This window comes from Micromonospora sp. ABR4_055, assembly GCF_056160425.1.
Genome location: NZ_JBSWXD010000241.1, coordinates 1 through 6,761, shown reverse-complemented (window position 1 = coordinate 6,761; position 6,761 = coordinate 1). Strand labels below are relative to the sequence as shown.

5 protein-coding genes, 1 tRNA gene and 1 pseudogene are annotated in these 6,761 nt (G+C 67.4%); 2 read left to right on the top strand and 5 right to left on the bottom strand.

Features of this window, described 5'->3' with window-relative positions; genetic code table 11:
• The 5 genes and pseudogenes from ACXAHD_RS30790 to ACXAHD_RS30770 all read right to left on the bottom strand — a co-directional run.
• A partial coding sequence (locus ACXAHD_RS30790) for a hypothetical protein (protein ID WP_475054962.1) occupies positions 1 to 255 on the bottom strand: 255 nt, incomplete at its 3' end.
• A 221-nt stretch (positions 256 to 476) separates the two neighbouring features.
• Complete coding sequence (locus ACXAHD_RS30785) at positions 477 to 1,361, bottom strand: phosphotransferase (protein WP_475054960.1); 885 nt, start codon at positions 1,359 to 1,361, stop codon at positions 477 to 479.
• 7 nt (positions 1,362 to 1,368) lie between these two features.
• Positions 1,369 to 2,729 (bottom strand): annotated as a pseudogene (locus tag ACXAHD_RS30780) (hypothetical protein).
• A 171-nt stretch (positions 2,730 to 2,900) separates the two neighbouring features.
• Positions 2,901 to 3,341: an NUDIX hydrolase gene (locus tag ACXAHD_RS30775; protein WP_281553627.1), complete on the bottom strand. Its 441-nt coding sequence runs from the start codon at positions 3,339 to 3,341 to the stop codon at positions 2,901 to 2,903.
• A gap of 195 nt (positions 3,342 to 3,536) precedes the next feature.
• Positions 3,537 to 3,612: transfer RNA gene (locus tag ACXAHD_RS30770), tRNA-Lys, on the bottom strand.
• Between the two features lie 186 nt (positions 3,613 to 3,798).
• On the opposite strand from ACXAHD_RS30770, the gene ACXAHD_RS30765 reads away from it, so the two are divergent.
• Both ACXAHD_RS30765 and ACXAHD_RS30760 read left to right on the top strand, forming a co-directional pair.
• Positions 3,799 to 5,079: a L,D-transpeptidase gene (locus ACXAHD_RS30765; RefSeq protein ID WP_281553626.1), complete on the top strand. Its 1,281-nt coding sequence runs from the start codon at positions 3,799 to 3,801 to the stop codon at positions 5,077 to 5,079.
• 221 nt (positions 5,080 to 5,300) lie between these two features.
• Entirely contained in the window at positions 5,301 to 6,617 is a 1,317-nt protein-coding gene (locus ACXAHD_RS30760; protein WP_281553625.1) for a L,D-transpeptidase, read from the top strand.
• Positions 6,618 to 6,761: the final 144 nt, after the last annotated feature.

Below are 6,761 nucleotides of genomic sequence, written 5' to 3'. Positions count from 1 at the left end.
CCCCCCCCCCCCCCCCCCCCCCCCCCTCCCCCCCCCCCTCCCCCCCCCCCCCCCCCCCCCCCCCCCCCCCCCCCCCCCCCCCCCCCCCCCCACGGTCGGCCAGCGGCAGGGTGCGGACCGCCGGTCACCAGCCCTCGCAGCCTCGGTGGCAGTACGCGAACGGGGAGTCACCCGTGCGGCCGACGGGGTGCCGGGCGTGAGCACTTGCCGGTGCGTCGGGTCGCCTTCCGACCTGCCGCCCAATGGCACGTCCATCTGCATCTCCCTGGCGTGTGAGTGCCGCTGGCCCGTCGGCGTGCCATGGAGTCAAGGTGAACCTGGACCGGCCCGCCGACGTGTTCTGCGTTAACGATCGCTGGAATGTCAGGGCGGAAATAGACGCACGGTGGTGGGCCACGGTGCACCTCACCGTGTCTGAACTGGGCTGACGCCTAGGGGACGGGCGGCACACGTCCCCTAGACCTGGAAGGCTTGCTTCAGAGGATCCGCCACTGGCGCAGATCCGCCCCGTCGTCAACGAGGCCGGCAATCCGGCGATGCACTTCGTCGGCGGCCTCGGTTCCGGGGCGGGACTTTCGGGCGTTGGTAGCGATCATTTGCAGCTCGCGTAGCTGGCACAGCTCCTCGAACTGGGACCAGGAGGTGACATCCCAGCCGTAGGCGGCGGTGAAATCGGCGAAGGCTCCCTGGCCGGGCGGGTCGAATCGGCGGCAGCGGACAGCGACCGTAGCGATGTCCCACTCCCTGGGTCCGAGGGCGGCACCGTCCCAGTCAGCCAGTACGGGCGTGCCGTCGAAGCGCCGCAGCGCGTTACGGATCTGCGGATCAGACTGGATCAGGCTCGTACCTAGGGGAAACCGCATGGCTTCCCAGCTGACCGCCAGCGTCTCGAGCCGGCCCATCAGCAGATCCTGTTCCTTGCCGTTCAGGACCTCAGAACGGGCGACGGACCATTCGATGCTGCGGATCGGTCGCAGTACCGGCAGCGGCATCGGCGGAGCCGGCAGGGCGTGCAGAACTCGGAGAAGCGTTCCGAGCTCGGAGACGGTGATGGGGTTGTCGTGCGCCGCGTCCAGACGCTGCCAGACCGTGACGGCGTGCCCACCCACCCGCAAGGGCTGGGACAGTCCTGGGTGAAGGCCCACCGTGGGGAAACCGTGGTCCACCAGCCAGTCGACCGCAGCCACCATCACACGCACCCGTTCCAGGTCATGGTCGCCGGGAGCGATCTTGATAACCACGTCACCGACTGCGTAGACGGCGTTGGTGTGGTGCCGCAGCAGGGTCGCGTTCGAGTCGGGGTAGCCGAGGAGACGACATACCTCGGCGAGCACCGGCCGGGTGCGCGCCTCGACGAACATGGGGCTCCTAGGGACCGAGTGGGGCTGTGGTCCCAAGCCTACGGGCGCTTTCGCGGCACACCCGCACATAGTCCGTCAAGACGGCGACCTCACCACGATGGCTCTCGTCAGGGATCGCCGTTGCCACGTCGGTCGCCCTGGTCAAGATGATCTCCGTCCGCTGCGCCTCGGGCAGGTCCGCGACGGCGTCACGCGCGGTCACCGCCGCCTCGGTCGCCCGCCGGTCCTGCGCAAGGCACATCGACCGGTCCAGGGCGATGAGCGCCGCATCGATCGGTACGGTCGGAGCGGCACCGTAGAGCCGCAGCGCCTCCTCCTGACCCGATACGCCTCACCCGTGTCACCGAGCCAGGTGTACGCGCCGGAGAGGTAGAACAACAGCCGCTTCTCCGGAAACCTGAAGGCGACGTCGGTGTCCTCGTCGCCAGCCTGATCGAACAGCCGACGCGCCTGGTCGATGGCCGACCGTGCCTGCTCGGCGGCGCCGATCCGGGCCAGGGCACGCGCCCGACCTGCGGCTGCCAGGGCACCCGGCGGCGATGCGATCGATGTGACCGCCAAAGCCGCGTCAGCTAACGCCACAGTTTGGGTGGGATCGCCGAAGTAGTACGGCAGCATCGCCGCTTGGGCCCGCACGAGCACCCTGAAACGAGGCTCCCCGCTGTCGTCCGCCGCGTTGATTGCCGTGCCGTACCACCGCCGAGCCTCAGCCACATCTCCGAGCCGCATCAACGCATCAGCGCACATCGTCGCCAGCAACGCCGCCACCCCGGACAGCCGGGACTGGACCGCCGCCGGCTGCCGCCGCAGCGACAGCATCTGAACCTCGCGGCAGTCGGCAGCCAGAAACGACAGCATGACCTGGGGCGAAGCCGAGGGGTAGACCCTCATGTGCTCGCTGGCGGACTCTTCGATCAACTCTAGTTGTGGAGGAGCGACGCTCGACGCCGCCAGAGCCTCGTCCAATCCCAGACGAAGTCTCACCAGATCGCTGATCTCCGCGCTGGTACCCACACCGGCCAGCGACCGGTCCGCTCCACCCTCCACAGCGACACGGCCAAGGTCAACAGGCACAACCGCGTCCTCGTCGCGGCCGAGCCCCATCGCCGGACGCGGAATGTTCAGACCGTCGGCTATCCGTTCCAACACCTCGTAGGCCGTGACCTGCCGGACGCCCTTGGCTATCTCCGCAGCGCGGTTGGACGAGACACCGACCAGAGCTGCGATCCTGCCGTATGACACGCCCCGCGCGTGGAGGAAGCGGAAGACAGCAGTGACATCGCGCCGCCGCAGAGACTCGCTGATCGGGCGGCCGTTCCAGAATCCCGAGTTCCACCACTCAGGGTCCACCTGCACGGCCACGAGCACCCCCGATCAAACGACGGCCACTCGCCAGCACAGCGCATCCGCGCCGTCACATCAAGTCAAGGCGGCCAAGTCGACGGCATCCACCCCAGTTTCGGCACATGCAGCAACACCCGGAACACCCACGATGGGCCCTCACGATGTCGCCACCTGGGATCAAGCAACCAGCCTGCCCTACATCGAGCGCAGGGCCTCCTTATTGGAGGAGATGAACTCGGTCAGCCCTTCCGGCTTTAGATCCACCGCAGGCAGCTCGTCGAGCCTAATCCGGTCCAACTGGTAGCCACCACGCGACGGCTCAGCGAACTCCTGCCCCGTGCGGGCGTCCTCGTTGAGCCGAAGTAGCCGGCAAGCGAAGAAGTGCTGGACGGAAACGCCCTCACCAGCGGGAGCAGTGAACAGGAACACCTGAGCGAACCGATCGGCCTCGACACCGAGTTCTTCCTGCAACTCCCGACGAAGCGCAGCCTCCAGGGAGACATCCGTCGGCTCCACGCCACCGCCCGGCGTCGTCCAGTACGGCGCCTGGCCTGGCTTGATCCGCTTGATCAGCACGAGGCGGTCGTCCTCGTCCAGCAGAATCGCCCGCACCGACCTCCGCACGATCCGACGCACGACCAACCCCCATCCACCCGACGGATGCACTGGCGACAACACAGCCATTTGATCTTCGAGCCTGACCGCTGGCATCACACCGTGTCCGCAACGGTCCAGCGGCTCCCGAGCGCCCGGCGAGCACCCAACCGGCCGTACGGCGTACGGCAAAAGGCCCCGACCAGGCGGAAACCGCCTGGTCGGGGCCTTGGTGTCTGGTACGCCGCGTAGGACTCGAACCTACAACCCGCGGATTAAGAGTCCGCTGCTCTGCCAGTTGAGCTAGCGGCGCTCGCTGACAACGCGGGCAACCCTAGCATGTCCGGCCGTCCAGCTTCCAACCAGTTGCCGGCAACGAGCCGTCTGTCCGGCGGACCTGCCCATGTGCGCGGATCTGGCACCCTTCCGGATCAGGCACGAAGGGCATGGCGGGTGATGCACGATGTCGGCAGGGACGGAACAAGGAACGGGGACTGGCATGCACAAGGTCAGGAGGGGTTGGTCGGTCGCGGTGACACTGGCAGTCATCGCACCGGCGGCACTGGCAGGGTGTGGATCGGACAAGACGCCACGATTCGTCAACGGCCAGGTGGCCACGGCGAGTCCGACACCCCCGCCGGAGCCGTTCGAGTTCGCCATCGCGCCGAAGGCGGACGCGAAGAACCTGCCGATCAGTACGGAGATCGGCACCACGGTCAGCGGCGGGGAGGTCACCTCGGTGACCCTCGTCGAGGACGGTGGCGGCGAGGTCAGCGGCAGTATGCGGGAGGACGGCACCGCCTGGGTGCCGGACAAACCACTCAAGAATCAGAAGAAGTACACGGCGACCGTCGTCGCGACCAGCAGCACCGGGGAGGAGGAGACCAAGACTACTTCGTTCACCACGATGGGCAGGTCCGGGTCGCAGACCGGCACCGGCCTCTACCTGTTCGACGGGCGGACGTACGGGGTGGCGATGCCGGTGGTGGTCGAGTTCTTCCCCGGCATTCCGGAGCAGGAGCGGGCCAGCGTACAGAAGCGGATGTTCGTCGAGACCGACCCGCCACAGCCGGGCACCTGGCACTGGGTGTCCAACGGTACCCAGGCGTTCTACCGGGCTCCGGACTTCTGGCAGGCCGGCACGACGTTGACCACCCGAATCGCGCTGGACGGCCACCCGACCGGTGACGGCCGGTACGGGGACATGGACCGGGGCGCCACCGCGAAGATCGGCGAGAAGGTGACCGTCGAGGTCGACAACGCCACCAAGCAGCTGTCGATGTTCAAGAATGACAAGCTGGTCAAGCAGATGCCGGTCAGTCTCGGCAAGCCGAGTACGCCGTCGTCGAGCGGCACCATGGTGGTGATGGACAAGCAGGAGCAGACCGTCTTCGACACCTTCGCCGAGTTGGGCCCGGAGGAGGGCTACCGGACGGACATCTCGTTCGCCCAGCGGATCACCTGGGGTGGCGAGTTCATCCACGCCGCCCCGTGGTCGGTCGGCGATCAGGGAGTACGCAACGTGTCACACGGGTGTGTCAACCTGTCGATGGACAACGCCAAGTGGCTGTTCAACCAGACCAAGGTCGGTGACCCGATCACGGTCAAGGGCACTGAGCGGGAGCTGGCGGACGGCAACGGCTGGACGGCCTGGAACCTCACCTGGGACGAGTTCGTCAAAGGTAGTGCGTTGCCGGTGCCGGCCGATCTACAACCGGCAAGGGCTGGTTCACCGGCACCGACGACGCCGGCTCCAGTACCGACAGCGACGTCCGGGTGACGGTCGATGCGTTTCCCGTCCACACGGGGGGCACAGTATGACATCTGAATGACTGCCAACAACGGACGAATGTGACACGGCTGACCGAATGTACCGGACGATCCGGGGAATACCGGTCAGCCGTGTCGCCGTTGCGTACGTTTGGGGCACGAACCCGGGAGTTGCCCCACCGCGTCTTTGTTGGACGATGGGATCCGGGGACCGAACTTCGTGAGGGGATCATGCGAGTCAGCCGCTTTCAGGTAGAGCCGCGGATTGGGCGGGCGCGACCGCCCGTACCGCGGGTTGTCACGGCCGTCGCGCTCGCCGCCGCGCTCGCCCTCACCGGTGCCTGCACCGGCGCCGGCGACGCTCCCACCTGGCAGGGCGGCACGGAGTCCGACCCGAGCCCGAATGCGCAGGCCACGATCACCGAGCCGGCCGCCGACGCCACCGACGTGCCCGCGTCGACGGCGATCACCTTCACCACCACCGACGCGACGCGGACAACGGTTGAGTTGACCGACGTCGACGGCAACCCGGTGCCGGGCGAGGTCGACGCCGACGGCTCTGTCTTCCTCCCCGACGGGCAGCTGGAGTACGACGCCGCGTACACCGCGACGGTGACGGTGACCGGCGACGACGGCGAGACCACCGTGACCAGCCACAACTTCCGGACCATGGCCCAGCCGGGCAATCAGGTACGAGTGTCCAGCTTCCTGGGCGACGGCAACGTGGTCGGCGTCGCGATGCCACTGATTCTGCGGTTCAGCCGGGACATCCCGCAGGACTACCGCGACGACGTGCAGCGGCGGTTGAGCGTCGAGACCGAGCCCGCCCAGGAGGGCATCTGGTACTGGGTGAGCCCTACCGAGGTCCAGTTCCGGCCACGCGAGTTCTGGCAGGCCGGCACCCAGCTGTTCTACAAGGCGCAGACCGGTGGCCTGCCGATGGGCGACGGCTGGTACGGCCGCAACGACCTGACCGTGGACGCCGAGGTCGGTGCGGCGCTGGTGATGACGGTCGACAACACCAGCAAGACGATGGTGGTCACCAAGGACGGCGAGACGATCAAGGAGATCCCGGTCAGTCTCGGCAAGCCGAAGACGCCCTCCTCCAGCGGCACCATGATCGTGATGGAGAAGCTGAAGGAGACCGTCTTCGACACGTACGAGGAGCTGGGCCCGGAGGAGGGCTACCGGACGGACATCGAGTACGCCCAACGGCTGACCTGGGGCGGCGAGTTCATCCACGCCGCCCCGTGGTCGGTGGCCGACCAGGGGGTACGCAACGTCTCACACGGCTGCGTCAACATGTCGGTGGACAACGCCAAGTGGCTGTTCAACCAGACCAGGGTCGGTGACCCGGTCACGGTCAAGGGCACCGAGGTCCAGCTCGCCAACGGCAACGGTTGGACGGTGTGGAACCTCAGCTGGGACGAGCTCGTCGAAGGCAGCGCCCTGCCGTACGAGCCGGAGTCGACCGAGTTGGCAACGACGGAGTCGACGCCGGGCGGTGCCGCCGGCGGGTCCGGAACCAGCTCGGACCCGCAGGCCTGACCCGTCCCCACCCGGGAACGGGCACCGAGCAAAAGCGGAAAGGCAGGAGCAAAGCCTTGCCAAGAGATTTCTTTTGGGGGGGAGGAAAGGGATTCGAACCCCCACACCCTGTGGACCAAAACAACGGTCGGCCCCCCTAGATAG

Excerpts from the sequence above, each read along its gene's own strand:
- ACXAHD_RS30785 (WP_475054960.1), bottom strand. The coding sequence starts at position 1,361 with ATGTTCGTCGAGGCGCGCACCCGGCCGGTGCTCGCCGAGGTATGTCGT.
- ACXAHD_RS30765 (WP_281553626.1), top strand. The coding sequence starts at position 3,799 with ATGCACAAGGTCAGGAGGGGTTGGTCGGTCGCGGTGACACTGGCAGTC.
- ACXAHD_RS30760 (WP_281553625.1), top strand. The coding sequence starts at position 5,301 with ATGCGAGTCAGCCGCTTTCAGGTAGAGCCGCGGATTGGGCGGGCGCGA.